Annotated in this window: 25 protein-coding genes; 2 read left to right on the top strand and 23 right to left on the bottom strand. The window is 43.2% G+C overall.

Going from position 1 to position 25,854, the window contains the following annotated elements:
* Positions 1-104: 104 nt before the first annotated feature.
* A complete protein-coding gene (locus ACTW1R_RS01050) occupies positions 105-1,028 on the bottom strand; it encodes a PTS sugar transporter subunit IIAB (RefSeq protein ID WP_087626768.1) in 924 nt (307 codons plus the stop codon).
* Between the two features lie 229 nt (positions 1,029-1,257).
* Between ACTW1R_RS01050 and ACTW1R_RS01045 the strand changes: the two genes are divergently transcribed.
* Positions 1,258-1,965 (top strand): GntR family transcriptional regulator, encoded by a 708-nt coding sequence (locus ACTW1R_RS01045; protein WP_087626767.1) that lies wholly within the window; start codon positions 1,258-1,260, stop codon positions 1,963-1,965.
* Positions 1,966-1,989: 24 nt separating this feature from the next.
* Here ACTW1R_RS01045 and ACTW1R_RS01040 read toward each other — a convergent pair whose 3' ends face one another.
* The 4 genes from ACTW1R_RS01040 to ACTW1R_RS01025 form a co-directional block, all read right to left on the bottom strand.
* The gene (locus tag ACTW1R_RS01040; RefSeq protein WP_087626766.1) at positions 1,990-3,765 is read right to left on the bottom strand and encodes a glycoside hydrolase family 35 protein; all 1,776 of its coding nucleotides are present in this window, start codon (positions 3,763-3,765) and stop codon (positions 1,990-1,992) included.
* Positions 3,766-3,778: 13 nt separating this feature from the next.
* Positions 3,779-4,942: a glycoside hydrolase family 88 protein gene (locus ACTW1R_RS01035; protein WP_270290008.1), complete on the bottom strand. Its 1,164-nt coding sequence runs from the start codon at positions 4,940-4,942 to the stop codon at positions 3,779-3,781.
* 150 nt (positions 4,943-5,092) lie between these two features.
* On the bottom strand, positions 5,093-5,920 hold the full coding sequence (locus ACTW1R_RS01030; protein ID WP_142965099.1) for a DUF7402 domain-containing protein: 828 nt from the start codon (positions 5,918-5,920) through the stop codon (positions 5,093-5,095).
* Positions 5,895-7,661, bottom strand: a complete 1,767-nt coding sequence (locus ACTW1R_RS01025; RefSeq protein WP_270290006.1) for a DUF2264 domain-containing protein — start codon at positions 7,659-7,661, stop codon at positions 5,895-5,897. Before ACTW1R_RS01025 ends, ACTW1R_RS01030 begins: the two co-directional genes overlap by 26 nt.
* A gap of 456 nt (positions 7,662-8,117) precedes the next feature.
* On the opposite strand from ACTW1R_RS01025, the gene ACTW1R_RS01020 reads away from it, so the two are divergent.
* Positions 8,118-9,068: an HNH endonuclease gene (locus ACTW1R_RS01020; protein ID WP_270290005.1), complete on the top strand. Its 951-nt coding sequence runs from the start codon at positions 8,118-8,120 to the stop codon at positions 9,066-9,068.
* 170 nt (positions 9,069-9,238) lie between these two features.
* On the opposite strand, the gene ACTW1R_RS01015 is transcribed toward ACTW1R_RS01020, so the two are convergent.
* The 18 genes from ACTW1R_RS01015 to ACTW1R_RS00930 all read right to left on the bottom strand — a co-directional run bounded on the left by ACTW1R_RS01015 (position 9,239) and on the right by ACTW1R_RS00930 (position 25,830).
* Entirely contained in the window at positions 9,239-9,727 is a 489-nt protein-coding gene (locus ACTW1R_RS01015; protein WP_223597663.1) for a GNAT family N-acetyltransferase, read from the bottom strand.
* Between the two features lie 277 nt (positions 9,728-10,004).
* On the bottom strand, positions 10,005-11,000 hold the full coding sequence (gene lacD, locus ACTW1R_RS01010) for a tagatose-bisphosphate aldolase (RefSeq protein ID WP_311903443.1): 996 nt from the start codon (positions 10,998-11,000) through the stop codon (positions 10,005-10,007).
* Positions 11,001-11,179: 179 nt separating this feature from the next.
* Positions 11,180-12,355 carry an SIS domain-containing protein gene (locus ACTW1R_RS01005; protein ID WP_270290003.1) on the bottom strand — a complete coding sequence of 392 codons (1,176 nt, stop codon included), beginning with the start codon at positions 12,353-12,355 and terminating at the stop codon, positions 11,180-11,182.
* Between the two features lie 179 nt (positions 12,356-12,534).
* The gene (locus ACTW1R_RS01000) at positions 12,535-13,269 is read right to left on the bottom strand and encodes a GntR family transcriptional regulator (protein ID WP_005226773.1); all 735 of its coding nucleotides are present in this window, start codon (positions 13,267-13,269) and stop codon (positions 12,535-12,537) included.
* 214 nt (positions 13,270-13,483) lie between these two features.
* Positions 13,484-14,512: a PTS system mannose/fructose/sorbose family transporter subunit IID gene (locus ACTW1R_RS00995; RefSeq protein ID WP_005226771.1), complete on the bottom strand. Its 1,029-nt coding sequence runs from the start codon at positions 14,510-14,512 to the stop codon at positions 13,484-13,486.
* Complete coding sequence (locus tag ACTW1R_RS00990) at positions 14,502-15,308, bottom strand: PTS mannose/fructose/sorbose/N-acetylgalactosamine transporter subunit IIC (protein ID WP_005226770.1); 807 nt, start codon at positions 15,306-15,308, stop codon at positions 14,502-14,504. The genes ACTW1R_RS00995 and ACTW1R_RS00990 overlap by 11 nt, the downstream gene beginning before the upstream one ends.
* A 26-nt stretch (positions 15,309-15,334) precedes the next feature.
* Positions 15,335-15,817, bottom strand: a complete 483-nt coding sequence (gene agaV / locus ACTW1R_RS00985) for a PTS N-acetylgalactosamine transporter subunit IIB (RefSeq protein WP_087626760.1) — start codon at positions 15,815-15,817, stop codon at positions 15,335-15,337.
* A gap of 19 nt (positions 15,818-15,836) precedes the next feature.
* Positions 15,837-16,112, bottom strand: coding sequence for a preprotein translocase subunit YajC (yajC, locus tag ACTW1R_RS00980; RefSeq protein WP_008376459.1), 276 nt, complete (start codon positions 16,110-16,112; stop codon positions 15,837-15,839).
* Positions 16,113-16,114: 2 nt separating this feature from the next.
* The gene (locus ACTW1R_RS00975; protein ID WP_270290002.1) at positions 16,115-16,546 is read right to left on the bottom strand and encodes a PTS sugar transporter subunit IIA; all 432 of its coding nucleotides are present in this window, start codon (positions 16,544-16,546) and stop codon (positions 16,115-16,117) included.
* Between the two features lie 649 nt (positions 16,547-17,195).
* Positions 17,196-17,792, bottom strand: a complete 597-nt coding sequence (locus ACTW1R_RS00970) for an alpha/beta hydrolase (protein WP_118215652.1) — start codon at positions 17,790-17,792, stop codon at positions 17,196-17,198.
* 13 nt (positions 17,793-17,805) lie between these two features.
* Positions 17,806-18,414 (bottom strand): flavin reductase family protein, encoded by a 609-nt coding sequence (locus ACTW1R_RS00965; RefSeq protein WP_213334474.1) that lies wholly within the window; start codon positions 18,412-18,414, stop codon positions 17,806-17,808.
* 17 nt (positions 18,415-18,431) lie between these two features.
* Positions 18,432-19,325 (bottom strand): VOC family protein, encoded by an 894-nt coding sequence (locus ACTW1R_RS00960; protein ID WP_270290000.1) that lies wholly within the window; start codon positions 19,323-19,325, stop codon positions 18,432-18,434.
* A 13-nt stretch (positions 19,326-19,338) separates the two neighbouring features.
* Positions 19,339-20,301 (bottom strand): ring-cleaving dioxygenase, encoded by a 963-nt coding sequence (locus ACTW1R_RS00955; protein WP_081117709.1) that lies wholly within the window; start codon positions 20,299-20,301, stop codon positions 19,339-19,341.
* A 10-nt stretch (positions 20,302-20,311) separates the two neighbouring features.
* Entirely contained in the window at positions 20,312-20,740 is a 429-nt protein-coding gene (locus ACTW1R_RS00950) for a MarR family winged helix-turn-helix transcriptional regulator (RefSeq protein ID WP_010748593.1), read from the bottom strand.
* 225 nt (positions 20,741-20,965) lie between these two features.
* Positions 20,966-22,219 (bottom strand): hypothetical protein, encoded by a 1,254-nt coding sequence (locus ACTW1R_RS00945; protein ID WP_270289999.1) that lies wholly within the window; start codon positions 22,217-22,219, stop codon positions 20,966-20,968.
* Positions 22,212-23,453, bottom strand: a complete 1,242-nt coding sequence (locus ACTW1R_RS00940; protein ID WP_123833532.1) for a neutral/alkaline non-lysosomal ceramidase N-terminal domain-containing protein — start codon at positions 23,451-23,453, stop codon at positions 22,212-22,214. The genes ACTW1R_RS00945 and ACTW1R_RS00940 overlap by 8 nt, the downstream gene beginning before the upstream one ends.
* Positions 23,454-23,510: 57 nt before the next feature.
* Positions 23,511-24,791 (bottom strand): PTS sugar transporter subunit IIC, encoded by a 1,281-nt coding sequence (locus tag ACTW1R_RS00935; RefSeq protein ID WP_123833531.1) that lies wholly within the window; start codon positions 24,789-24,791, stop codon positions 23,511-23,513.
* A gap of 1 nt (position 24,792) precedes the next feature.
* Positions 24,793-25,830: an amidohydrolase family protein gene (locus ACTW1R_RS00930; protein ID WP_489927375.1), complete on the bottom strand. Its 1,038-nt coding sequence runs from the start codon at positions 25,828-25,830 to the stop codon at positions 24,793-24,795.
* Positions 25,831-25,854: the final 24 nt, after the last annotated feature.

The following is a 25,854-nucleotide window of genomic DNA, read 5'->3' as shown; positions in this document are numbered from 1 at the left end:
GGCTGGTTATCGATCGTTGTGTCGCCTCAGATAAATCGTGAAAAACACTCGTTTTTTGACAAATCTTCCGCTACATATTCTCCTCGATCGAAGCGCTGCCTGATTTACCCTCGTAATTTCTTCATAAAGTCGATCGATGGTTCATTGGGTACAAGCTGTGCCGTGACGGTGATTCCTTTTGCGGCGATCGCTTCAAAGATCGGCTCTTCTTCTGGCAGCACTTGAATGCTTTTGGTCACTTCCCGTGCGCCTTCTTTGTAGCTCATGTTGCCGACGTTGATCGCTTTGATCGGTCCATCTGCTTCAATATAACGCAAAACATCTTGGGGATTTTTGAAAAGTAAAAACAACCGTTGCTTGCCGTAACGACCAGCGCGAATATTCTTGGCTGCAGTTGCCACTGGAAGGACGGAAAGTCGCATCGAAGTTGGCGCTGCCATTCGTAAAGAAGATTTTTGTAATGGGTCTGCGGCGGCTTCATCATTGGCCACGATGATCCGTTGCGTGTTTAAACTGGTGGACCAGATACCGGCGACTTGTCCGTGGATCAAGCGCTCATCGATCCGACTATTGACGATATTTTCTTGCCCAGCATACGCACTGTAATCCCCTAATTCCTCTTGCTTTTCTTCTAAAATTTCTTGTTCTGCCTGGTTCATCCCTGCTTTGACATCAACGATGTTTTCTTTGGCTAAGCAAAGCAGCTCGTTGATCGTCGCTCGTTGATTGACGACTGCCTCGATCACTACGGACAATGTCATTCCAGCGAAAATCGCCACTTCGTCATCCTCTAAATAATTCTTGACTGCAACGTTGCACGGGGTTCCTCCTAATAGATCCGCAATAATCAATGTTGAACCGTTAAGGGCTTTCATTTTCTCGTTCAATTCTTTTTCAAACTGCAGATTGTCACTATCTGGTCGTAATGAAACGGTGTGAACGTTTGCTTGTTGGCCTACGATCATCTCCAGACTGCTTTTGACCCCTTCTGCCATGCCTCCATGACTGATCAATACAATGTTTTCCACTAATTTCCCTCCTACTCCGTAGGTCGCCCTACTTAACATGTTATGTTCCTTGTAAGCATACTATACCACATGGCAAGCCATCCGTAAACCTAATATCTTAACATATTGAATTTTATTTTTTAGGCCTGTACAGACTGGAAAACAACGAATTTTCTACAATAATTAAGTGGCAGGAAAGGATTTAACATGTTATGCTTGATGTATTCATATGGAATGGAGGGAAACCACTGTGTTGCCAAAGTATGAGCAGATCAAGCAAGATCTTTTACAAGAAATCAAAGACCATAAATTCATTCCCGGTGATAAGTTTTATTCAGAGGCGGATATCAAGCGGATGTATTCTGTTAGTTCGATCACGGCAGTCAAAGCGTTGAATGAATTGACGAGTGCTGGCTATCTGTATCGCATCCAAGGCAAAGGAACCTTTGTTTCAAAAGCAAAAGTATCTCAGAGTGTGAAGTTTTCCGACATTGAGCTGCATTCACTAGACCAAGAAAAGGTCAAGGTTCTTGCGGTGGAAGAAGGAAATGACCCTGAGATTTTGAAAGAATTAGGCTTGGCTGCCAGTGCTTCCTACTACCGAATCAAACGGGTCCGCTATTTTGGCGATGTTCCTTTCTTGGTTCACATCACTCATTTGCCGAAGAAGCTGATGAAAGAACCGATCGCCAAAAACCTCAACCGATATGCCAGTGTTTATGAGCGGGTCCGAAAAGACTTTGCGATCGACCTTTTCTCATTGGCTTCTGTTGAAACCAACGAAATCGTCTTTCCTGATGACGCTGAATTGTTGAACTTATTGCTACTGAGCTTCCGAGAGCCTGCGGTCAAACAAGTCAAGCACTCCTATTTAGCAGATGGAAGTGTCGCTGAATACATCGTCAGCTACAAGCATTGGAAATATTTCAAAACAAAAATAGAAGTAGAGCCCGCATAAATTTGGGTCTCTACTTCTAGTTTTTTATTCTACGACAGGTTGTTCACAGAAAACGAGTTCCTTGATCTCCACGCCATCGGTTTCAAATACCACGACTTCGTTGCTGCCTTTTTTCAAAAATTCTTTCGGACAGTATAAGGAATGCACGGGGCCACGTTGCCAATAGCGACCAAGATTGATGCCATTGACGATAACGACGCCTTTGCCATACCCACGGCAATCGATAAACGTATCTCCTACCTCTGTCAGCCTGAAGGTCGTTTGATAAAAGGAGGGGTGTGTCGGATTTTTTCCTGCTTGATAATCGATGGCTTGTAGCTGCTCTGCGGAAAGCGTCAATGGGTAATGACGATAGCCTTGATGGAAATGAATATCTTGCATGATGCCCCCACGAATACCTTTGACTTGCGTAGGCCCATTCAATTTAAACCCGTAGTTCACGCGCCCTAAGTTTTCTACTAAGACATCTAGCTCGATGGTTTCTTTATCAGGTGTCCCTTGGATCAACAGCTCCTCACCTAGCGTCTCTTGGTATTGGATCGCCTGTAATTGGCCGTCGGTAAAAATATGCAGCCGATCGCTAGCTTCTACCACTTTTAATTTGTTTTCTCGATGATAGTTTTTTAACTGAACCGAATAGAGCAAATAGCCGTAGCCTGTGCTGGCAGCTTCCATTGTTAGAGGATACATGCTTTCTTGCGGTGCCATCAGCTGGTCTTTGATGGCCAGTAACGAGACACTGTTTTCGATGGGAAAGGTTCCTAATGCCGCTAATTGCTTGGTCCGTGGGTTGGCTTGCCACACTTCGGGACAGGCTTCTTTTATGGCTTTTTGTACCTGATAGTATTTGTCGGTAGGTTCTCCTGCTTCTGTCAGTAAAGCATCGTAATCATAGCTGGACACTTGTGGTAGATCCAGCGCCCCCCGAGCGGAACAGCCATTGGAAAAACCAAAGTTCGTGCCTCCATGGAACATGTAGAGATTCAAGGAGCCGACTGCTAACATCTCTTTGACTTCATTGGCTAAGTCTTGACCGTCTCGCTTGATGATCGGCTCCCCCCAGCGGTTGAACCAGCCATCCCAATATTCCATGCACATGATGGGCCAGTTTTTGCCATGTTTTGCCATAAACTCTTTCATCACAGCCGCATTTTCCTTGGAACGACTGCCGAAATTGCCTGTGACAAAGACGTCGTCTTCAATCAATGTCCCAGCGTCCAAGACTTCTTCCCATGCCCCATCTGAAGTAAACAAGGGTACATCGATGCCGCATTCTTCCATCAACTCTTTGGTTTGGCGCAAATACGCTTTTTCCATTCCATAAGAGCCGTACTCATTCTCCACCTGCATCATGATCACTGGACCCCCATGGGTGATCTGCAACGGCACAAGCTTTGGCAGCAAGACCTGGAAATAGTTGCGCACCTTTGCCATGAAGCGTGGGTCGGTTGAGCGCAACCGCATCGGTTCGTTTAACAGCCAAGCTGGCAACCCGCCAAATTCCCATTCAGCACAAATGTAGACGGAAGGCCGCAAAATGACCATCAAGCTTAGCGCTTGGGCTTGCTTTACAAAAGCACAGATGTCTTTCATTCCTTCAAAGTCGTAGACTCCTTCACGAGGTTCGTGGAGATTCCAAGGAATGTAGGTCTCAACTGTGTTGGCTCCCAGTGCTTTTAGATTGTAGAGGCTATCTGTCCATTGCGCCGGTGTCATGCGGAAATAATGGATCGCTCCGCTGATCAATTTGATTGGTTTTCCATCTAACAAAAAATCTTCTTTTATCTCAAACGTTCGCATGTCGTCTTCCCCTTTACCAGTATCTTTGCCAATTAGGCAATGCCAATCGGATCAATCCTTCTAAATAGAAATAGTCTCCCCAAAGATTGGGTTCATCGATGCCTTTGCCTTCCGCATGAGCATACACACCATGCAGCAATAAGCCTTCATTTTCTGGCACTTGGCTCGCTGCATACTGCTCGCCTAATTGGTAAAGCATCCCTTTAGCGATTTTTTGGGCATCAGGATATGCCTCCATTTTCTCTGCTTCCAACAAGCCACAAGCCGCGATCGCTAAAGCTGAGCTGTCTTTTTCAGCAGGATGTTGGTCGTTAAAATCAAAGTCCCAATACGGCACGAGATCTGCGGGTAAATGAGCCAAAAACACATCCACGATCTGCGGATAATTTTCTGGAAAAGGCTGGCTATGCAAGTAGCTTTCATTCAAAGGAAGCCCTAAAATCGCCCAGCTTTGCCCTCGTGCCCAAATCGATTGGTCGCTGTTTCCTTGATGCGTCGCACCGTGACTTGGCTGCCCCGTTTCAGGATCGAAATAATACGTATGAAAGGTGGTGGCGTCATTTTTGATGACAGTCTTTCGCACTGTCTGATAATGCTTACTCGCGGCCTCTGCGTAACGAGTCTCTCCCGATAATTGGGTTGCTGCAAATAAAAGCGGCAAGTTCAGTAGCGAATCAATAATCAAGCGGTATTCTTGTGGGTCGCCATAAGTGCCCCAAGCTTGAATAAATTCCCCCTTTTCTTGAAAACGTGCCAACAAAACATCTGCTGCTTGAATGACTTCTTGCTTGCAGTGTTCATCGCCAGTGATCTTGTAGCCCGCACCGGCAGATAAGCTATATAAAAATCCAATATCATGATGATCTAATACAAAATGGTCGTCTAAGCGCGTTTGAAAACTGTCGATATTCTCCATTGCTCGCGTCAAAAAGTTCTTCTCTTTGGTCCACTCATAGGCGAGCCACAACATCCCGGTCCAAAAGCCATTGGTCCAATCATCGTTGCCTTTCAGCCGATATTTGCCATTGGTGGCACAGGCTGAAGGAAACTGTGTGCCAAAGCGCTGACTATTTTTTTCGATCTGTTGGATGCACGCGGTGATTTTATCCGCTAACCACACATCGGTCACTTTTTCTCCTAACAGGATCAAGCGTTGTTTGTTCTCATGCAGACGCATGTTTACCCTCCTCTTAACTTGTTAACATATTAACTGAAATCATTATAACGTAAACGAACAAAAAAAGCGACCTTCCTTCATTGATTCCTAAAAAAAGAGCATGACAACTGCCCACAAATGCAGACCTGTCATGCTCTTGTCCTCTTTTTTTTAACAGTTCCAACCAAATACTTCGATTTGTGTAAGAGCTGGAAATGGGGAATCATCCTCTGCTTTTTGCAGCTCTTTATAGGTTAGCTTAGTCGTTTCTTTTTTCGGAAAACGAACTTCTTGAAATGACGCCGTATTTGTCGTTTCCACCACCAGCTCTTCTCCATCAGCAAAGACCAAGGTCCCTTTGGTCCAATAGCTATCATGGGGATAATCTGCCCGTAATAGAAAACGAACCCGATCGATCAAGACGGGACGACCAAAATCAATGGTCAATGCAGCATCGGCTTGCTGATTGATGCCCCAAGAAGCAAACGGATACGAACCGTGGGATCGGTTGCCATATTTTCCATCGATCGCATTCTTGGCAAAAAAGACGGAATCATCTCGCGTCTCCACATTCGCTGAAGCATGAGGATACGCCCCTGTCGCTGACTTTTGATCATGGGCATTGAAGGATAAATTTTGATAATTCGTGATCTCAAACGCATGGGCTTTACGCACCATCAGGTGATGGCGCTGCGAGGCAAAGGCCGTTTCCACCGAGGACTTTCGATGAGATTCCGTCCAAGGGATCTGATATTCCCAAGTGGATTGGGAAAGATAGATCAGTGATGGTGCTAAGGTTTCATCAAGCTGAAGGACATAATACGGATTTTCCCCCGTCACCTCAACGACGATCTTATCCCCTTCCTCATAGGGATAGTTTTTAATGGCTAATACGGCCAAATCATCACCAGAAACTTGAAACGGCGCGGGTTCTTTTTCATGGTCGATGCGACCGACGATCACCTGGTCCTGCTTATTTTTTATTGCTAGCGTAATCATTTGGATCGCTCCTTTCTTTTTCTACGATACCACCGACTAAACAAATCAAACGGTGCTTCCCTGGTGGAATATGTTGTGCTAAGTATGGAAAACTAGTTCTTGGAAAAAAGACAGAGGTATTGGCTTCTGGCTGAACAATACTGGCTTGTTGATAGCCTTCGATGTTGATGATTTGAGAACAAAAGCCTCCTTCACTGACTCGACTCCAGGTCGGTCCTGTTTGGGCCTGAGGCAACTGTCCAGTCAGCGGTACACTAAACCCGCCCTCACGGAGGTCCAACGAAATCGTCGTCGTCAACTCGTGCACGCGCACATGCCACTGACCAAAGGGAAAAATCTCAGTTTCAATCACTACCTCCTCAAAGGGTGCCCATTGGTAAAAGACCCCTTTTTCCGTCACTCGATAATCCCTGACTGCGCCCTTCGTGCGAAAATAGCTGCCATCTCGAGCAATAGCTAATGTGCTATCGAAGGCGCCTTCGGCATACGTGACGCCAGCTTTCGGCACACTGAAACCAAATTTGCTCGAATAGACGAATTTGCTGTATTTTGCTTGAGCATGGGCTTGCTGTTCAAGCATCAAGCCTGCAGGATACCCCAACAGATGATGGCTTTTTTCATTGTGCACCAGCAACATATTGCCTTTTTCAATCCGTTTTTGCGGCTCTCTTTTGATTGGCTCAGGTTCAGCCCGCCAAAAAGGATGCGTTTCTGCGACCGCTAAAAGCAAAAAGGTCTTCAGCCCCCAATAAGGCGAGCCTGGTGCATTATACCCTTCTGCCATTACATGATTTTCATAGTGGTACCCGATGGACAAGCGACCATCGAAAGTGAAAATTTCTTGTGCCATCCAATTGCGCAAGTGCTTCGCCAGTAGTCCTCGCACCTGTCCCCATGGGATCGCTTCGACGTCTGCGAAAACCAGTGCCGAGAAAAACGCCCCTTGCGCAAACCGATAAGTCAGGCTGCGGCCATAGGGCAAGGCTTCGCCATCTTCATCAAAATAATAGACGAAGTCTTGCGCAAATAGCGTGGCTCGCTCTTTAAAACGCTGCGCCCATTCTGGATCTTCGTCTTGCATAAATGTAGCGTAAATCAAGCCGTAATAATGAAACGCAAAAGGAATGTAGTAATCTCGCTGCGTCGTTTTCCCGTCTACGTACCAACCATCGCCAACGTACATGGAATCGATCAATGCCAACTCTTGGGACAATGCTTCTTTTGCCAACGGTTCCCCACAGTGAAACAAGGCAACGCGTATCAACACTTTGAAGAATGTCCAGTTGTTCTTAGGAATCTTGCACTCAAGTGCTTGGGAAAGCCAAGCCACTAGCTTTCGCTGGTTCTTCTGCGGCAACGCTGTCCAAAAAGCGTCCTTTTGCAACAATAGGGTCAATGACAATGCGGCTGCTTCCACGATGTATTGATCATAATCCGTGATCCTTCCCCAGTAAAACGCGTGTTCAGGATCTGTCCCTGCTATCACTTTTTCTACGTAAGCTGCTCGTAACGGATCATCTGGGCAAACCCTCCAATAAGGCGCCAGCCCCCACAAAGGACGCACAAGCGCTTCCATCTCAGCTCGTGTTCGATCATATACGGCCCCACTGCTACCTAGATTCAATCCTAGATAGTCATCTGCCAAGATCGCTGCTTGCAAAGGAGTGATCATGTCTTCCAATGCCCGCTGATAGTCCAGACGCGTCAAAAACGGATTCTCTTTGATTGCCATTTGCTTCATACGCCATCTCCTTCTATCAATTTACAGAACAGAATAGCAAGCAACGGCTTTTTTATCAAGCGATCTTCTACTGGCAATACTGCTGAAAAATGAGAAAAGATTTCGAGGGATTTTAGACTTAACCTGTTAACAAAAAAAGAGGAATTGAAGCTATGGGAAAGTGATTGGAGAAATGGCGAAAGTTAACTTAGATAAAATGAGGAATATATGATAATTCATCAGTAATCCCACGATTTTTTTCATAAAAATTTCCTAGAAATTATATTATAAATATCTATCGATTAATAAATATTTCTCACATTTTTTTAATTCGAATATTTCTAAGGATTAACAATACCTTAAAGACAAAATAAAACTGTTATTCAAATAGACATGACGAAAGAAGAATGATTGTCTATAATAAAATAGAATCCGTTATTTGAATAAATATCCATAATATCAGAAAGGAGTGCGCAGATGGCCGTATATATTGAATTGTCTAATCCCATCCATGGAGGAGAAGGTTGGGAGCTAGGAGAGGTTTTATGGAGTCCTGTAGCTTCATCATGGAACACGATTATGAGGAAACCCAAAGAGGGGGATATGATTCTACATTCTATCAAAGACAAAAAAAGAAATATCAATCATAGATTATGGGGATGTTCTCAAGTTGCTGGTTCCTATAAAATCTTATCAAGCCCGCCACCGATCCCAGCTAATTGGGTTGGATATGACGAATACTATCAGATCCCCTTAAAGCACTACACAGAATTTCAAGACAAAGTTTTTTTACAGGAAGTTATCGATCAGAACAAAGACGCATTAAAAGCGATAGCGCCTCAAAAATCTTTTTATACGGAAACAGGTGTGCGAATGCAACCCGCCCAGAAATACTTGGCGCCTGTTAGCAATGAGCTATTAGAAATCTTAACTCCTTATATAAAAAAACCTATCTACTATAACGAAAAAAACAAGCAGAGATCAGAAAATATTGTACGTGAAGGCGATTCAGAAGAACTTCTTAGTGTGGGAAGTGGTGGGAAGGTTGCCCGGATTCAAACAACTATCGATAGGATTGTTAGGGACACGTCTCTTGTTAAAAAAATGAAGCAAAAATACAATAATCAATGCCAAATTTGCGGTAAATCTATTTCATTGTCCAAAGAAAAATATTACTCCGAAGGACATCATTTAAAAAAACTTGGGGGTATTCATCAAGGGCCAGATATAGAGAGTAACATTATTATACTTTGTCCCAACCACCATGTTGAATTTGATTATGGGGCAATTGCAATAGACGTTCACTCACAAAAAATTATTCATACAGACCCGCACAATCCTTTTCATAATAAGGAATTAACATATAAAAGAGAAGATTTAAATAAAGAATTTTTAACATACCATTTAAAAAATATATTTATAGGATAAGCCCCCTAAATGGAGTGTTTAGAGTAGGATTTTATTCCTTTACTGAAAATCTAAATTCTTTTTTATAATTCAATTTAGTTAATTATCTTTGATATAACGTTCAATAATTCTCTTTAGAGTAACTATTGGACGTTATTTACTTTTATTCTAGCTGCTTCTATTTTAAGTACCTATTTCATCTTTTTCTCAAAGCAGACCACACTTACCTCCTGATCACTGACTGTTGTCACGGCTTTTCGTGTCTCTTTAAATCCTTGACTCTTCCAGAAAGATCTACCTGCTGTATTTTCTTCAATAACAGCGAGAGAAACGAAGGAAAGTCCCTTTAAGTGCCAGTCTTGTTCTACTTGCTGATAAATAGCTTGCCCGTGCCCCTGACGTCTTTCGCCAACCAGTAGCAAGCCAATATACACAGTGCCCTCTTGCGGATAATCAACAAGATAATCCATGATAGCAATAGGTTTTTGATCAGAATAAATGATAGAAAATACCTTTTGCTCTTGAACCACGGCTGGCGGAAGAACAGTCATGTCACGCATGAGTTGTTCGATGGAAGGTGTCTCTTTCGTTAAAGCAAAATAGGCCTGGTTTTTCTGATAAATACTATAGGCAGCTTGTTGGTTTTCTGACGTGACGGAATGAAACGTATACTCGTTCATGAATGCTCCTTTATTGTAGGTTTATTGAACTTTATTTCGACCAAAAGTGAAGCAGGTGGATTTGATGGCTCTTACTGCTAGTTTATCCTATTCAAGTCCCCTCGTAAATTACTCTCGCAACCTCTTCCTATTTACGTTGCATTCCTACGATGATAACCGAACTTGTCAAGGCATAAAAAGACACCCTAAAGCCTTAAGTCAGAAGCCTATCACTTCTTCTCAAAAGCCCTTAAGATGTCTGATTACTGGCCATTTCTCTTGTCAAACAGCGAAAAAACTATTCTTCGACCGTGACTTTGTCCCACCAAGAAGTGGCGGTCTTTTGGATCACTTCATTCAAGTCTTCGATGTGCTGTTTTCCAGTACTTGCTAGCCATTCTTTGGCTGCTTCTGTTCCTTGTTTTACAAAGGGTTCAACACCATCTTTCCACGTTGCCCGGCCGCACAAGACGCCATTGAAGGTGGAGCCAGCTTCTTTGGCAAAAACCAGCGTTTCTTGGAATAAGCTGGCTGATACGCCTGCACTGAGAAAAATAAACGGCAGATGCGTCGCGTCGCTTTGCGCTTTGAAATACGCGGCAGCTTCTTCCTTGGTATACACGGCTTCTTCCTTAGCAAAACCTGCCACATAATTCATGTTGACTGGTACTTCCACTTTTAACACATCGACTTTGTACTGCGGTTTTGAAAATTCCTTCATCAATCCAATGACTTTTTCTGGTTTGCGTTGCGCATATGCTTTTGAGTCGACTTCAGGCAGCTTAGCATCATAGGAAAGGACTTCTAAAAAGAAGGGCAGATCAGCCGCTTGGCATTCACTGCCGAGTCGTTCCACAAAGACATGTTTCAACTGATTGATCTGGGCATCTTCATCTACATCATAGTAAAGCAAAAATTTGATGGCATCTGCGCCAGCTGCTTTTAATCGCTCAACCGACCATTGCCCTAATAAATCAGGCAAACGTCCCGGCGTAGTCGCATCATAGCCGGTTTTTTCATACGCCAGCAAAAGCCCCGCCTCTGGATCACGGCTTTGCGCAGCTGCCAACCCATATTCTGGATCTAATAAAATAGAAGACGCGTAAGGGGTCAATTCTTGTGAGACTAGCGTTTTAAACTGGCTGATTTTCTCTGCTTCAGCCTCCACGCCAAGTGCTGCCATCATTTTTTTCAAGGCACCTCGTTGGTCGATCGCTAAAGCTGCGATCACTCCTTCTTTCGTTGACAGGCGATCCATCGCTGCTTTTTTGGCTTTCGTTACGGTTGCTTTCATTAAAATTCCTCCTTTTTTGTCCATGCCAAAGAATCAACCGCTTTCACTTTTTTCAGCGTTGGCGAAACGGTTGTCAGCACGTATAAAAATGTCTATTGATGAAGCCGTTCAACTGATTGACCACCGCACGTATCGACTTCGTACACGAAAAGATACGTGCTCGTGGTGGGCTTTCTCAGTCATCGTTCGTTGTTATACGGATGAATCGTCACGCCTTTGACCACCCGATTGACGGTACGCGTTGGCGAAGGTGTGTCGGGTGTATTCCCGACTTTGATCGATGCCAGCAGTGCGATCGTTTGTGCAAAGACAATGTCTGCTAAGGCAAGATAACCGTCTGGCAATGATGTGTTATCTGGAAAGAAAAAGTTTGTTCCTGAAAAATTCACAGCGGTTGGCTGTCCGATAGCAGTCACTGCGGCGGCGATGCCGTCGCTCTTTAATTCTTCCAACATATCAAGATCATACTGCCGCGTGTAGGACGTATTGCTGACAAAGACAAAGACGAGGGTTTGGTCATCTACGAATGATTTCGGTCCATGACGGAAGCCCATCGAAGAATCGAACACGGTGGCGATTTTTCCCGCAGTCAGTTCCAATACTTTTAGCTGTGCTTCCCTGGTCAACCCCGACAACGTGCCTGACCCAAGGTAAACGATCCGCTTAAAGGAACGGTCCGTCAGTACTTGGAGTTCTGTTTCTCTGTCGATCACTTCTTGCCCCAATCGGCTAAGGGTTTCAACATAATGCCTCTTTTCTGTCAGAGGCGTCTGGTCAAAAATCAGCAGTGCGGAAAGAGCCATGCAAGAAAAACTTCCCGTCATTGCAAAGCCAGCATCATTTGACCTCTCAGGCATCAATAACAGATAGCTCGTTTCATCAGCGGCAGCTTGTTGTGCCAAAGATCCGTCGGCTGCACAAGTGATCGTCAAATGATAACTGTCGGCAACGAATTGATCGACGATTTTGACCGCTGCTAAACTTTCTGGTGAATTGCCGCTTCTAGCAAAAGAAACGAGCAGTGTTGGTTCATCCGCAAATAAAACTTGTTCTGGAGCTGCGACAATATCCGTCGTAGCAATACTTTCAAAAAGATAATCCGCAGTTGCGCCCGTCTTATTCAAGTAAGGAACGATCGTATCTCCAACATATTGCGACGTCCCCGCTCCCGTGAAGACCACCCGAATGCGTTTATCCGTCTTTTGCTTGATGGTACGTAAGAAAGTCGCGATCGCCTCTTGCTTTTCTTGATAGATCGTCAAGGTTTCTTGCCAAAGTTCTGGCTGTTGTTTGATTTCTCTTGTTGTAATCTCCGCACCTAATTCTGCTAATTCCTTTGTTGACAGTTGAAACATCTTTCTTCCTCCTAGCTACTGTTTTTCCAGTATGTATTCCCAGTGACGGTGCGAGGAGCGCTTGTCTTGGATGAATGCTTAGCGATCACCCAAAGGGCAAACTTCCCCGACCTCACTGGTTTTTAATACACGCCTTTTCTTTGCTCGAGTGGATCATTTCAGACTGTCTAGGAAATGCGCTACTCGTCGTTACGCAAGTGGCGGACTTTGTATCTAAATTGGTCTGCTCGGGCAACACTCAAGGTGTATTCGATCACTTCATTTTCAATATTGAACGTGCTGCGTACCAGGTTCAACACTGGCGCACCTTCGTGGATTTTCAGCAATGCCGCATCTTTCGCACTGGCAATGCTGGCAAAAAATTCTTCGTCCGCGAGGCGGATCACTTGATGAAAGTCTTCATGGAATATATCGTACAATGGTTTTTGCTCGATCATCTCACTCGTTAAATGCATGAAGCGTTTGACCGGCAGATAAGAACGCTCGATCATCATCGGTTGGCCATCAGCAAGACGCAATCGTTTTAACTTGTAGATCGGCTCGCCGATGGAAACTTGCAACTGAGTGGCAAAATATTTTGTCGCTTCCATTTTTTTGAATGCCAATACTCTAGTTTCTGGTTGTTTCCCTAGTGCTTTCATCTGTTCGGTAAAACTATACGAACCTGATAAATTGGTTGCCTGCTTGCGGATATCCGAGACAAAGGTGCCTTTGCCATGTTGGCGATAAATATAGCCTAATTTTTCTAACTCCTGTAGAGCCAAGCGAACGGTGGTCCGACTTAATCCGTAGCGCTTTGACAGCTCTCTTTCTGAGGGAAGCATTGTGTCTGCTTCCATTTCATTTTCGATTTTTTCAATCAGTAAATTTAACAATTGATCGTATAATGGTTGTCGATTTTTATTGATATTCATAAGCCCCTCCAAACTGGTTACTACCACATAACGAGTGTACTATTTCCCGATAGGCGTGTCAAACAATCGTCTACAGGGGCTCTGTTTCCTGAATTTGTGTCTTTTCACGCAGGAAAATGAACCAATTGCCAGCACGAGCTAAGCTGAAAAGTCAGCTGTTGCTTGCTTAGCAAAACTCCTCCTACGTGTTGCGCCGTTTCTTCTGCTAGCTTGCTTATTGCGGCCAAATGGATGGATACAGGCCAAAGCCAGAACCGATCAAGCCGATCACTAGCAGCAAAGCGATACATTTCAACGGCGTCCAGCCGCGTTTTGATAAGAAGAAATACAGCATCAATGTGATGGTCAATGGAATCACTTGCGGCAAGATCCCATCGAGGATTTTTTGAATATCGATCGTCACAGGCACTTCGTTGACTTTGTTAAACGTCAATTCATATTTGCCGTTAGCCAGTTCGTTGACCGCAGCATTTTCTTGCAATGTGTCGGTCAATTGACCATTCTCATCCGTGGTATACAGCATGTCTTCGTAAGCGGCAATGGCTGCTTGATCATCCACGATCGTCGTCGCTTGCGTCACTTCATTGGTAGTGCCGTTAGGGATCTGAATATCCAAAGACGTCGCTCCATACACGCAGGTCAAGGAGCCAACAACAAAAATCCCTAAAATACTCGCTGCTCGGGTAAACTCTTTGGCATTTTCCGTTAAGATGCCAATTGCATCTGTCCCTAAACGATAGGACCAGTGCATCAAGAAGTACCGCAAACCAAATTGGGCCGCATTGAATACCAGTAAGAATATAAACGGTGCAGCGATATTGCCGCTGATCGCCATATTGGCTGTGATACCCGCCGTGATTGGTACCAAGGTAAACCAGAACAACGCATCACCGATCCCGCCTAACGGTCCCATCGCGGCGACTCGCACTGCCCGAATCATGGGAATATCGGCTTTGTTTTGTTCCATCGATAAAATGATCCCCATCACAAAGTTCACCAAGAATGGATGAGTATTGAAAAACTCTAAGTTATGGCTCATTGAAGCAGCCAAGTCCTTTTCATTTTTGTGGATCTTTTTCAATCCCGGTAAAATACTGAATAACCAGCCTCCTGCCTGCATTCGCTCATAGTTGAAAGAGGCTTGTAGAAATAAGGAACGCCAGACCATATTGTTCAAGGTCTTTTTATCCAGTTGTTCTGCGGGCGCTTGTTCGCTATAAGAATCGGGAATATTATATGCCATCTTCATCGCCTCCGAAATCATAGGTATTGGCTGCTGCTACTTTAAATTTGGACTGGATTTGATAATCCCAAAAGGCTAATGCAAAACCGATAAAGGCTAGAATGATCAAGGCTGGTCCTTGCAAGGAAGGTGCCGCCATTACGATCGTGGCTAAACCAAACCCCATAAAGAAGAAGCCCCACATTTCTTTGGAAACCATCACTTTTAGTAAAATCGCAAAACCGACATACCGCATCATGCCCCCAGCTGCGCCGAGCCCACCCATCAACCATTGAGGGATCGCTGCGACCGCCTGATTCCCGAAGGCAGCACCGCCGATAAAGAATAAGACCACGATCAAGCCGAAGATCGTACCAAGACCCGCCATCGCTAAATAATTGATTCGATCAATCCCCTTCGTATTGGCATCATGGGCGTAGCTGTCGGCTTTTGACATCACTGGCGACATTAGTGAGAAGATAATCGTCACCCCATATTGCCCCAGCAAAGAAAACGGAATCGCCGTAGCAACCGCTACTGTGGGTTCCAGCTGCAGCGTGATCGCTAAGATTGCTGCCATAATTCCGCCAATCACCGCATTTGGCGGTTGCGCGCCGCCCACCGGCATATTGCCGATCGTCATTAACTGATAGGTTCCGCCAACGATCAAGCCGGTTTGAAGATCTCCAAGAATAAGTCCGATAACCATCCCAGTAACAATGGGTTGGTACAATGATTCTAAAAAACTAAATTGATCGATCGCGGCAATGAATGTGACTATGAAGACTAAAATGATTTGAAAAATCGTGTAATCCATTTTCTTTCTCCTTCCTTACCTCTGCATTACTGAAACAATTTCTTTTCATCTTCAACAGGTGTCGTTGGAACCCGCTGGATCACTAATTGCACCCCCATTTCCTTCAGTTTTTTAAAGGAATCGACATCTGCTTCATCGACGGCAACTGTCGTAGCAACCTGTCTTTTTCCTTCTGACATATGCATATTCCCAATGTTCAGTTTCTTGATCGGCACCCCACCTTCAGCTAATTTCAACGCATCTTGCGGATTTTCAACCACCATGAAAATTTTTTGTTTTGGCGATGCTTTATGAATGATCTCGATGGTTTTTTTAAGCGAGAAATACCTCGTTTGGACGCCAGCTGGCGCCGCCATATCCATCAACCCTTGTCTGACTTTGTCTTTGGCGACCTTATCATTTGCCACTAAAATTAGATTTGCCCCCAATGTACCGTTCCACTGTGTGGCAACTTGCCCATGAATCAACCGATTGTCGATTCGCGTCAATAAAATATTTGGTTCTCCCATAAATATGTCCTCCTTCTATTTACTGCATGATTTCTGCAACCGCACTACGTTCTACTTCAATCACCGTTCCCGATTTCACCCTTAGATCTACTGTCTCTTTCCCAAGTGCTTGAATCTCCCCAATAATGCCGCCATATAATTTGATTTTCTGCCCCTTTTTCAAGGACTGCTGCAATTCAGCGAAATAGCCTTTTTGCTTTTTCAGATGTTTCCCATTCAAGAAAGACGAGACCGCCAAAAAGAGAAAGAGAAAAACAAGCACCACGATTGAGGCTGCTAAGATCATTTCCCACATCGTTAAATCCCTTCTTCCTCCTTGCTTTCCTCATGGCCTTTGATCTTTCCGTGAAAAATACCGCTCTTGCCAATCTCTGCCAGTTCTTGGCAAAAACGCTCTGGATCAGCTGCTGTATATCTAGTCAACGAACCTTCCACTAGCATCAGTAGATTGCTGCCGCCGATGACCTCGACTTGCGGATCCTCATTGGCAGCGGTCATCGCAACATTAAAAGGGGTTCCGCCCACAAGGTCTGCACAAATCACGACCCCATCACAGGTTTCCTTTAATTGATCGATTGCTCCTTGCAACTCTTTTTCAAAGTCAGCTAACGGATTTTCCTCTAAAAACGGCACTGCTAGAAACTGTTCTTGCGGCCCTGCAATCATCGCAAGCGCATTTTCCATCCCTTGCGCAAATCCTCCATGACCTGTTAAAACCAAACCAAGCATCTTATCTCCTCCCCTTATTCTCAACTGGTAGTAACCACATATCCAATATAAACGCTTTCATTTTGTCTGTCAACAAAATTTTTGTTTTTATATAAAAATGTCTTTGTTATCTTTAAATACGAAAAATAGCGCCAAAACAATGATTTTAAAACAACAAACCACTTGATAAAGGTATTGAAATTCATCAATAGTACGATAACAACGTTATTTTTAACTAATAAATCCACTGATTTTTGCGCCCTGGTATCTAAAGAACCATGAGTCACTCCACCATTCATCGATACAGCAATCAACGTTGTTGAATAAAGGAACTATCAGCAAATTTGCTGCCTTAATAAAAAAACCAGTTAGGTATAATCCCTAACTGGTTTTGATCATCGCCAAACTCATTTTCCATTATGCGTTTTATTAAATTATATTGCCATTTTTTTTTAAGAATAATTCATGTTATTAACTTAAACAGGTTAGAAATAACATGCTACCTTATAATCCAGAAGCTTTAAGAATATAAAAACCACCCATACTAACAGAACTAATGTAAAGCATATCTTGGTGGAGCTGATCTACTCTCTGTTCAATGTTTTCACGTGAAACAAAAAAACCTAACCAACCAGCAGGATCGCTGTTTGATTAGGAAAGAGGCACTGCTTTATTGTTCGGTCAACCACATGCGTGAGTGTTCAACTTCTTCATATGTTAACTGATGACTTGGTGTCCAAACGGTTGAAAGGACTGCGCCCCGGGAGGTGAAGATCTCTTGGACGTAAGCACTGTCAGCTAGGGAAACGATCGGGTCGTTTCTGCCAAAACTCAGAAACACATGAGTGTCAGGCAAGGAATTCGTCGGTAAATTCTCGACTGGATACATGGCGTGGTAGAGGATCGCTTTTTTAAAGTGGTCACTATCATTTAGTAATAAGCGAATGGCAATGTTGGCGCCATTGGAATAACCCACCAGTACCACTTGCGCTAACGAAAAGTTGTATTCTTTGGCGGATTGCCGAATGAACTCGGCTAATTCGTCGCCGCGAAGTGCTAAGTCGACTTCATCATACACTCCTTCAGCTAGACGTTTGAAGTAACGGGGCATGCCGTTTTCTAAAACGTTCCCGCGAATACCTAATAGTGATGCTTGGGGATCAAGGGCTTTGCCTACTTCCAGCAACGACTGTTCGTCGCCACCAGTGCCGTGGAGCAGCACCAAAACTGGTGCGTCGGCTGCTCCTTGTTGGTAGATTGCTTTCATCGAAGTTCCTCCTTTAACTTGGTCGTTTGATATCGAAAATCTCCCCAATCGTTGCGTAAGAATTTCCCGCTAGCCGGCTGACTGCTTGTAAGGCACGGGGATCGATCTTGCCGTCTTGATAGACATCCTCTGCAATCTGGTAGCCGACGACTTCCAACAATAAGAGATCGGCAGTGGTCTGCTGGTCTTTTTTGATGGGTACGTGCTGATGCAGAATCGTTTCTAAGCGGACACTGGCTTCTTTCAAGCCAGGAACGGCAATCATTTTCGATGTCGTTGTGGTAAACCCAGAAACCGTCAACTCGCTTTGGTCTGCGGGCAATAATGCCGCGGTTTTATTGGCCTCTTGGACATTTGTTTGATCCAAAATATGCACGACGGCTTCTTTCGTCGCCAACAGATTGCGGGCGGTGTCTTTCAGTTCCCCCTCTTTGCGCTGGATAGCCAACGAGAGGATCACGGGTTCTGAGCTGACGATGTTAAAAAAACTGAATGGGGCGATGTTGACGATACCATCGGTTGATTGCGTACTGACCACTGCCACTGGCCGTGGAATGATGGAGCCAATCAGTAGCTTATAATTTTCTCGTTGGGTCAAATCCTTGGGATCTAAATAGTGCATACAGCGTCTCCTTTTTTCTAAACCGATAAGTCTGGCAAGCGATCCTCGATCTCTGCACGGCGGCTTTCAAATTGGGCTGGCAGCATCAACTGCTGTCCTAACGTTTCTAATGGTTCATCAACGAAAAAGCCTGGGGTTTCTGTTGCGATCTCAAAGACGATGTTGCCCCGCTCTTGGAAATAGACGGCTTTGAAATAGTTGCGGTCCTTGATTTCAGTGACTCCGTATCTTTGATCGTACAAGTACTCTTGCCACTCTTTTTGCACTGCTTCCGTTGGCACAGACCACGCGATGTGATGGACGGTGCCGACACCCCAGCGCCCTGCTGGCTTTGCTTCATGGGGCACGACGATCTCATGAGCGAGGGTGCCTGCGGTATGAAGATGGGTGCTTTTCTCTGTTTTGTTAAAAATGTTTAGTCCTAGATCATCTGCCAACGTTTGAATGGTCGCTTCTGGTTGTGCCGAAAGCAAGACGGCCCCATGAAAGCCTACAATCGCTGGTGTTTCCGCCGATTCTTCGGCTTCGACTAACGCCAAAGACAGGTCATGCTGATCATGAAGTTCTAAAGTTGGCCGATCAAACAATGTACTTTCTTGGACAGTTACTTGATGTTTCGCCAAATGTTCTTGCCAATAGGCACTGCTACCTTTAGGAATACGAAACGCGATCGTGCCGACTTGTCCGCTTCCTACTCGTCCAGGATGGGCATTTGCCCAAGGGAAGAAAGTGATGATGGTCCCATTTTCTAACGCTTGATTGCTGTAATAAAGATGATACGTGTAGGGATCATCAAAATTGACGGTTTGTTTGACGAGGCGCAACCCCAACACGTCACGGTAAAAGGCAACGTTCGTTTGCGGATCGCCTACGATGGCTGAAATATGGTGGATCTGTTGAATGGGTTGCATACTATGTGCCTCCTTAGGCGCGTTTTGTATTGAAGGGTTTGATGACTCCTTCGATGTATTCACGGCGATTTTCTAAAAATGGTGCCAATGATAAGGACTCGCCCAATGTTTCATATGGCTCATCCCCCATAAACCCTGGTTCATCTGTCGCTAGTTCAAAAAGAATATGGCCGATGCGCACATACAAGGATTCAAAATAGTAGCGATCCACATAGCCGGAGTTGGCCAATCCCAAGTTATCAAAGATTTCTTGCCAAACTGCTAATGAGTCGTGGTGAGCTAAGCGAAAAGCGACATGATGCACTTCGCCATCGCCTTGTTGCGCTTGCGGGCTCGTGGTATCTTCCACTAAAACGACTTGAGCGCCATTGCCGCCTTCACCGACTTCTAGCAAATAGCGATTATCTACTTGATCAATGGTTTTGAAATCAAAAACGGATTCCAGCAGCCCTTTGAAATCTGCCAAGTAAGAAACAGACATTTCGACAGGACCTAAGCCATAAATCGCAAATTCAGTAGGAACCGGTCCTTTTTTCCAAGGAGTACCAGCTTTCACGCCAGTATTGTGTTCATCAGAGATCAATTGATAGGCTTGCGTATCAAAATCCCAAAAACGCAACACTTTTTTCCCAAATTCGGTGGTGATTGCTTCGTGTTTTACCTCAAATTCATCAAAGCGTGCGGCATAATAATCAAGGGCAGCATCACTGGGTACTCGGAAACTGGTGCGGGTGATCGAGTTGGTTCCTTTGCTGCCGCGAGCGGTATTGGGAAAATCAAAGAACGTCATGGTCGTTCCCGGTGACCCTAAATCATCCGCAAAGTAGGTATGGTACGTATAAATGTCATCTTGATTGACGGTTTTTTTCACTAAACGCATCCCTAACACATCTGTAAAGAAATGGTAATTCCGTTCCACATCACTTGTCATAGCCGTCACATGGTGTACCCCTAATAATTGGTCTTGTTTTCTCATTTTCTTTTCCTCATTTCTGATCGTAAGTTATTTTTCGTAAAATTGTTTTTAATTGTTGCAATTCTTCACTGCTGAGTTCGGAAAAACTCGCCGCAATCTTTTGTGCATGACTGGGAAAAATTTTCTCCATCAACGCCCTGCCTGCTTCCGTAATACTGACGTATGTTACCCGTTGATCTTCTTGGCTAGGTTCCCGTTGCACGCAGCCTTTTTTGACTAATTGATCGACCACGTAGGTTGTGGAGCTGCTGGCGATCAAGATTTTTTCCTTGATGGCCTGCGTCGTATGGGTGCCTTTATGGTAAAGCAATTCCAGTACGGAAAACTCTGTGATATTTAAGCCATAACAACGGACATCTTTTTTTGCCACTTGTTCCAAACGACTCGCCGTACGCAGTAAACCGATGTACGCTTTGAGCGCTTCTTCTTGATGCGCCATTTTCCTCACCTCTTTATTTCGAATTCGAGATAATCATAACTTACTTTTTGTAAGTTGTAAAAGGATATGCTTTGTTTATCCCCCCTATGAACAAGAAATTCATTCTGCAACCTTGCAAACTGCTTGACTGCTCAAAAAAAACGGCCACTCCTTGATGAGGAGTAGACCGTCGTTTTATAGGGAAAATAGATGATGTATCATATAGTTAATGGCGATTTTGATTTTTTAGTTTATTTGCTTATCAACAGAAAGATTACTCTCTTTTAAAAATCTGCGTACTTCTTCCAAAAATTGTTTGCTGCTACCTCTACCTAACTGAGTGTTCATTGCCGTATAGGTGACTCGTTCAAAATCTTTTTCTTCAGGGAGGTATTTTATCGCTCCGTTTACCATCGATGCAATAAAGACTGTTTGAACATTTACAAGCTCACGCAGCTTCTCTCCAAACAAGCTATTCACCTCGGGTTGAATACCTAGTAAAACTATCGAACCCAATGATACGCCAGCTATTGTCAGCTCTTGTTGTCTTCCTGTTTTAGAAAAATCGAAGTGCTTTGTCGGTTTAAGTTCTTTTGTGGGAATCGGCATTACTTTTTCTTCCAAGAAAACTTTTTTTTCGTAAATAGAAATTGCCTTTATAGGAAGAAATATTGGATTGGGTTTTACTAATGAGCTGCAAATTTCTTCATAGAGTCTATCCCCTTGTGTTTCAACTAATTTAAAACCCGCTTCATGCAGATCGTTTCGCTTCAGACATTCTTCAGAAACAATATCCTCACAAGATTTTTCTAGGGGCCGCTGATCTCCAGCAGCACCCAAAATAAAAATTGCTGTCTGAGTCACTGTTTCCTCTAATTTTCGACAAGTATAACCGATAAGATCTGAACTGACAGCCTTACCTCCTTGCTCCAAATAGGAATCCGCCATTACGGAAGGAGGCAAATCACCATTGAAAAGAACACAAAGAAGATGATCGGTTTTTATCTCATAAATTTTCAATATTCGTATGTCATGATTCGAATATTCTAGATCGTTTCTACCTAACCACCAGCCAAAAGGAGTTTCGATATTGCGGGAACAGTTCAGGCTCGTCGTAACAGAATCCGTACTAATTGCAAGCTTTGTAACTCTTTCTAATGCTCTAGAAACACTCAATTGTACAGCTTCTTTTACTTTTTTGATAAAGATAGGATACGACTTATCAAGATGAGGTGCCGAAAAAGTGTGCGTGACTGTAATCCATATATTCTCTATTGGAATATTAAATTCTTCATAAACGCTTGCTTTCAAGTCATAAACCATCGATTCAGTCAACGAGGTAAGTTCAAGTGAAAGAAGCAAAAATTCTGTTTTTGCTTGTAAAAAAAGAGCTCGGATATAAAGTGGATCATGTTGGCAAACAAACTCTTTGATTGGAAAATCTTGTGTTCGTAGTTTAATTTGTGCCTTCCCAACTCCGCCATGCAAAGACTCATTCATTGCCTTGCTCCTCTAATAGTTGACTGTTAAGTAACAACGCACTTTGGATCATCTTTATAATAATTTTTTCTGGCTCACCTAACGGTACTGGATTACCAATTGTTTCAAATGACAGACCATACTCTTCTTTGGGTAAAAAATAGTAATGAAACCCATTGGTATATCCAGCCACGATTCCTAAGCAGCCGTGAGTAGCACTTGCTTTTTTTAGCTGAATGCCAAAAGCCGAACCTAACTCACCAGGAAAACTATATATTTGGAGCTCTCCTAAATGATAGACACCGAATTCAAGTTGCTGGTAAAAATGATCCACCTGTAAAATCTCTTGACATTTATTGATTAACCCAGGATTTTTGAGCGGCGAATCACTGTCTAAAAAGTGTTGTACTTCTTGATGAGTATCTACCATATCATTATAAATCGTATGACTAAGAGTCTGATAAGCAATTCGATCAATGGATAAAGGATGAACTTGCCTGATCTGACTGATCCGATCAGCCAAAGCTTCTGCAACTCGTTCTAATTCTGTAAAATCATCCCCTTGTCGTTGATGCCGATTGCTGGAATCCGCGGCTGCTCCAATTAGCATCAATGGATAAATTCCCCACTCTTTTTCCAAGCGACTACAAATATTTCCTGCTAATTCACTAGTTAATAAATTATTTTTAGCACTTAATACAGTCGAATGAACCGCTATGTTTACGATAACACCGGCGGCTTTTCCCTCCGAATTATTAAATGTAATAACTGTCACTTCGTTATCTGCTAGCGCTCCTGGATGATTACGATTTCCATAATAACCCACAATAATATCACTGCCATATGCCGCTGTTGCTGGTTGCAGAGACTCAAAACATTGCTGACATACTAGAAGCAACTGATTCATAACAAACTCATAATAATCAGGTTCAAAAATACCTGAGTGCCAGTGCTTATGGTAACTCATAATTGATGAATGATTATGAGTAGCACTCATCATAATCAGATCACGATCAATGCCGTATGCTTTTGAAAGTCGTGATTTTGCCTCCGCCACCATCTCGTCCTCAAGCTCCAAAAAATCAAGAGAGACTAGAAAAATCTTCTTATCGTCTGCTTCAATCAATAATCCATTACAAAAAATGTCATCATGAATCCCTTCTGCTGGAGAATTACGGAAAGGAGTCTTATAACCAATTAAATAAAACTCCTTATTATACGGGCTTAAACAGACACGCCCACGTCCAACTTTCATAGACTTCCCTCTCTTCAACTATAATTTTGACAAACGAATGTCTGTCTTTTACCCTATTTAAGCAGACGCAGTAACTTCTTTTGCCTCTAATTCTTTTTCTTTTTGAAGCAATTGATTGTCATAAACTTTAGCAAATGGATACAAAATCGCAATATTAATGAGAACTAGTACAATTTGCAGGATACCAATCTGCCAATTTCCTTGTAGAATCCCCCACAGACCACGAGGAACTTGTTGAGGTACTTGGACGCCAGTTAAAGCAGGAACAATTCCAACAACCATCGTAAAATATTGAATGCAGGCATTGAACAAGGGAATAATTACTGCAACTGGCAAAAACAATGTCACATTTAAAACAGTTGGTATCCCATAATTCACTGGCTCAGCAATGTTGAAAATAGCCGCTGGTAAAGCAATTTTTGAGACAGCCTTCAATTGCTTAGATTTGGCAAATAGTAAGAACGTCAAGGTTACTGCCAGTGCAGGCCCACCAATCGCAGTCATAAAGGCACTACCTACAAATGTCGTCACTTGTTCCCCGGCAGCAATCTGCTCTAATCGTTGAGCGTCTAATCCTAACCAAATCGGTAGCATAATAGCGCCAACAACGTTAAATCCATGAATCCCAAACCACCAAAGGATTTGAATCAGTACATAAGCAATCAAAAATGCACCAAATGAGCCACCCAATCCCAATAAAGGTCTTTGTAATGCCGTATAAATCAAACTATGGACATCTCCAAAAGAAGTACGGCTAAATACAAAAGCAACGATCAACATAATGAATGAAATCAAGATGGCAGGAATAAGGCTAGAGAAGCTTTTTTCAACAAACGGCGGCACCCCATCAGGCATACGTATAATCCAATTTTTCCGAACAATAAATCGATAAAGTCGAGTGACAGAAATAGCCACTAATATTGCTACAAACAAGCCTCGACTGCCTAAGTTAGTAAAATCATAAGATAAAGCACCTTCTGTTTCAGTCAATGGCGTCAAAATGAAGAAAGAAACCATCGAAAGAACGCCCACCGAAACGCCATCTAGTTTTTCGCTTTGTGCATAACTGTATGCAATAAAGAATGTCGTATAAATTGAAATAATAGCAAAAGTGATATTATAAGGAATCATCAACGTACTTTGAATGTTTATTTCTTGCAGAAACGCTTTATAGGATTCAATCGGAAAATTCGCCAATAGAAAAAACAGAGATCCTAAAATTGTCAGCGGTGTGACCCGAGCTAGTCCTGCAGCTACGGCACTCAAATCTTTTTGACTAGATATTTTTCCAGATAATGGTTGTAAATATTTTTCTAGTAGTTCCGTAAACTTTTTCATGTTATTTTCCTCCAGTTAGATTTAGTTTGTACAAGCTGTTTGCAGTTTCAAATAGCAACTCTTTTTTCTCTTTTTCTGTGATCTCCAACCCACCAATAAAAGAAACACCTTCTGTAAACCAGCTGCTCTTGACGGGGTAAGAAGAACCATAAATAATTTTGTCCGCACCAATTTCTTTGACAGCAGCCTCAAGCTGTATTTTTCCCCAAGGTTGAGCATGAGACATTTCTAAAAAGATGTGTCTGCGGAAACGATTCTTAAACTGAGTCGCTCGATCATCAAAACGGCCATTGCCACTATCTTGAGGAAACAATGCATTTAAATAATTGCTGATCTGTCCCCCCATCATTGAATGAATAAATGTTAATTCAGGCAATTCCTCGAACATCCCGCTGAATATTTCTCTACCAATTGCAGTCAGCTGATCAATATTGCGGCCTAGCGTTCGTCTTAAATTGTCATATTGATAGATTGACTGGTAGTCCACTGGAACCGGAGTATGGTGGACATAGACTGGAATTTTCATCTCATTTATTTTTTTAAAAAAAGGCCTGAACTGGTGATCGTCTAAATAATAGTTCCCATAATGTGCAGATAGCTGAATACCGGTTAGTCCTAGCTCTACAATTGCTCGTTCCAACTCAAAAATTGTTTCCTCATCGGCATAGGGAGGAACCACTGCCAATCCTCTTAGTTTTCCACGACTTTGTTTGATATGGTCCGCCATTTCATCATTAATTAATTTACATAATTCTAACGGAAGCCACTCTTGGCATCCAGGTAATTTTAGCAGTCCGACATCAATTCCATGGTGATTCATATCAGATAATTGCTGCTCTAGCTGATAATCAGTATCAGTGTAGTTTAAGCTCGGATAGCCCATTGGTCGTTCAACGATCATACTCGTTCTTTCAGCTTGTTCTTCTACGTGAATGCTCGTTCCGAATTTTTGGGGTATAGAGCGAAGAAATTCATTTCGGATCTTTTTATCTGAAAAAATTTTTTGCGGAAGCCAGTACATATTTGCATCTATAATCATTTCTTTACCTGCTTTCTCATTCAA

The organism is Enterococcus sp. R12, assembly GCF_058135755.1.
The sequence above is the reverse complement of the archived record's forward strand: the minus strand, read 5'-3'. Positions and strand labels throughout refer to the sequence as shown.

Excerpts from the sequence above, each read along its gene's own strand:
- ACTW1R_RS00965 (WP_213334474.1), bottom strand. The coding sequence starts at position 18,414 with ATGCACTATTTAGATCCCAAGGATTTGACCCAACGAGAAAATTATAAG.
- ACTW1R_RS00970 (WP_118215652.1), bottom strand. The coding sequence starts at position 17,792 with ATGAAAGCAATCTACCAACAAGGAGCAGCCGACGCACCAGTTTTGGTG.
- lacD (WP_311903443.1), bottom strand. The coding sequence starts at position 11,000 with ATGAAAGCAACCGTAACGAAAGCCAAAAAAGCAGCGATGGATCGCCTG.
- ACTW1R_RS00960 (WP_270290000.1), bottom strand. The coding sequence starts at position 19,325 with ATGCAACCCATTCAACAGATCCACCATATTTCAGCCATCGTAGGCGAT.
- ACTW1R_RS00950 (WP_010748593.1), bottom strand. The coding sequence starts at position 20,740 with ATGGCGCATCAAGAAGAAGCGCTCAAAGCGTACATCGGTTTACTGCGT.
- ACTW1R_RS00945 (WP_270289999.1), bottom strand. The coding sequence starts at position 22,219 with ATGAATGAGTCTTTGCATGGCGGAGTTGGGAAGGCACAAATTAAACTA.
- ACTW1R_RS01000 (WP_005226773.1), bottom strand. The coding sequence starts at position 13,269 with ATGAATATCAATAAAAATCGACAACCATTATACGATCAATTGTTAAAT.
- agaV (WP_087626760.1), bottom strand. The coding sequence starts at position 15,817 with ATGGGAGAACCAAATATTTTATTGACGCGAATCGACAATCGGTTGATT.
- ACTW1R_RS00955 (WP_081117709.1), bottom strand. The coding sequence starts at position 20,301 with ATGAGAAAACAAGACCAATTATTAGGGGTACACCATGTGACGGCTATG.
- yajC (WP_008376459.1), bottom strand. The coding sequence starts at position 16,112 with ATGTGGGAAATGATCTTAGCAGCCTCAATCGTGGTGCTTGTTTTTCTC.
- ACTW1R_RS00975 (WP_270290002.1), bottom strand. The coding sequence starts at position 16,546 with ATGCTTGGTTTGGTTTTAACAGGTCATGGAGGATTTGCGCAAGGGATG.
- ACTW1R_RS01025 (WP_270290006.1), bottom strand. The coding sequence starts at position 7,661 with ATGAAGCAAATGGCAATCAAAGAGAATCCGTTTTTGACGCGTCTGGAC.
- ACTW1R_RS00990 (WP_005226770.1), bottom strand. The coding sequence starts at position 15,308 with ATGGATTACACGATTTTTCAAATCATTTTAGTCTTCATAGTCACATTC.
- ACTW1R_RS00935 (WP_123833531.1), bottom strand. The coding sequence starts at position 24,791 with ATGAAAAAGTTTACGGAACTACTAGAAAAATATTTACAACCATTATCT.
- ACTW1R_RS01030 (WP_142965099.1), bottom strand. The coding sequence starts at position 5,920 with ATGATTACGCTAGCAATAAAAAATAAGCAGGACCAGGTGATCGTCGGT.
- ACTW1R_RS00995 (WP_005226771.1), bottom strand. The coding sequence starts at position 14,512 with ATGGCATATAATATTCCCGATTCTTATAGCGAACAAGCGCCCGCAGAA.
- ACTW1R_RS01035 (WP_270290008.1), bottom strand. The coding sequence starts at position 4,942 with ATGCGTCTGCATGAGAACAAACAACGCTTGATCCTGTTAGGAGAAAAA.
- ACTW1R_RS00930 (WP_489927375.1), bottom strand. The coding sequence starts at position 25,830 with ATGATTATAGATGCAAATATGTACTGGCTTCCGCAAAAAATTTTTTCA.
- ACTW1R_RS01015 (WP_223597663.1), bottom strand. The coding sequence starts at position 9,727 with ATGAACGAGTATACGTTTCATTCCGTCACGTCAGAAAACCAACAAGCT.
- ACTW1R_RS01020 (WP_270290005.1), top strand. The coding sequence starts at position 8,118 with ATGGCCGTATATATTGAATTGTCTAATCCCATCCATGGAGGAGAAGGT.
- ACTW1R_RS00940 (WP_123833532.1), bottom strand. The coding sequence starts at position 23,453 with ATGAAAGTTGGACGTGGGCGTGTCTGTTTAAGCCCGTATAATAAGGAG.
- ACTW1R_RS01005 (WP_270290003.1), bottom strand. The coding sequence starts at position 12,355 with ATGTTTCAACTGTCAACAAAGGAATTAGCAGAATTAGGTGCGGAGATT.
- ACTW1R_RS01040 (WP_087626766.1), bottom strand. The coding sequence starts at position 3,765 with ATGCGAACGTTTGAGATAAAAGAAGATTTTTTGTTAGATGGAAAACCA.